This window comes from Mesorhizobium sp. LCM 4577 (assembly GCF_001854795.2).
In the GTDB taxonomy this organism is placed as follows: Bacteria; Pseudomonadota; Alphaproteobacteria; order Rhizobiales; family Rhizobiaceae; genus Mesorhizobium; species Mesorhizobium plurifarium.
In genome coordinates, this window is the sequence record NZ_MDDU01000049.1 from 1 (window position 1) to 1,743 (window position 1,743).

Genomic DNA, 1,743 nt, shown 5'->3' on the forward strand with positions numbered 1-1,743 from the left:
ATTGGCGCTAAAGAGCTTAACTTCTGTGTTCGACATGGGAACAGGTGTGACCTCTTTGCCATCATTACTAGACTTTTTCGGCTTCCAATACACGTCGCATTACTGCTTGTCTATCGAAACCCTTATTGAAAGAGTTGTTCTCTCAAAACTGGATAAACACTCATTGAAGTTCTTAAGAACTTTTTGGTTAAGTCCTCGATCTATTAGTATTCGTCAGCTCCATGTGTCACCACACTTCCACCTCGAACCTATCTACCTTGTCGTCTTCAAGGGATCTTACTTACTTGCGTAATGGGAAATCTCATCTTGAGGGGGGCTTCATGCTTAGATGCTTTCAGCACTTATCCCGTCCACACATAGCTACCCAGCGATGCCTTTGGCAAGACAACTGGTACACCAGCGGTGTGTCCATCCCGGTCCTCTCGTACTAAGGACAGCTCCTCTCAAATTTCCTACGCCCACGACGGATAGGGACCGAACTGTCTCACGACGTTCTGAACCCAGCTCGCGTACCGCTTTAATGGGCGAACAGCCCAACCCTTGGGACCGACTACAGCCCCAGGATGCGATGAGCCGACATCGAGGTGCCAAACCTCCCCGTCGATGTGGACTCTTGGGGGAGATAAGCCTGTTATCCCCGGGGTAGCTTTTATCCGTTGAGCGATGGCCCTTCCATGCGGAACCACCGGATCACTAAGCCCGTCTTTCGACCCTGCTCGACTTGTAGGTCTCGCAGTCAAGCTCCCTTGTGCCTTTACACTCTRCGAATGATTTCCAACCATTCTGAGGGAACCTTTGGGCGCCTCCGTTACTCTTTAGGAGGCGACCGCCCCAGTCAAACTGTCCGCCTGACACTGTCTCCTACCCCGCTTAGGGGTATGGGTTAGAATTTCAATACAGCTGGGGTAGTATCCCAAGGACGCCTCCACCGAAGCTGGCGCTCCGGTTTCTACGGCTCCTACCTATCCTGTACAAGCTGTACCAAAATTCAATATCAGGCTACAGTAAAGCTCCACGGGGTCTTTCCGTCCTGTCGCGGGTAACCTGCATCTTCACAGGTACTATAATTTCACCGAGTCTCTCGTTGAGACAGTGCCCAGATCGTTACGCCTTTCGTGCGGGTCGGAACTTACCCGACAAGGAATTTCGCTACCTTAGGACCGTTATAGTTACGGCCGCCGTTTACTGGGGCTTCGGTTCTCACCTTCGCTTACGCTAAGCAATCCCCTTAACCTTCCAGCACCGGGCAGGCGTCAGCCCCTATACGTCACCTTACGGTTTTGCAGAGACCTGTGTTTTTGCTAAACAGTCGCCTGGGCCTATTCACTGCGGCTCTCTCGGGCTTGCACCCTACTAGAGCACCCCTTCTCCCGAAGTTACGGGGTCATTTTGCCGAGTTCCTTAACGAGAGTTCTCTCGCTCACCTTAGGATTCTCTCCTCGACTACCTGTGTCGGTTTGCGGTACGGGCACCTCCTACCTCGCTAGAGGCTTTTCTTGACAGTGTGAAATCAGGAACTTCGCTCATAAGAGCTCGTCATCACAGCTCAACGTTATAGAGAGCGGATTTGCCTACCCTCACGTCTTACTGCTTGAACGCACATAACCAACAGTGCGCTTACCCTATCCTACTGTGTCCCCCCATTACTCAAATGGTAGGGAGGTGGTACAGGAATATCAACCTGTTATCCATCGCCTACGCCTGTCGGCCTCGGCTTAGGTCCCGACTAACCCTGAGAGGACG

Annotated in this window: 2 rRNA genes; both read right to left on the minus strand. The window is 52.0% G+C overall.

Annotation, left to right across the window (positions count from 1 at the left end):
* A 5S ribosomal RNA gene (gene rrf / locus LCM4577_RS28960) occupies positions 1–72 on the minus strand; the annotation flags it as partial.
* 111 nt (positions 73–183) lie between these two features.
* Positions 184–1,743 (minus strand): 23S ribosomal RNA (locus tag LCM4577_RS28965); the annotation flags it as partial.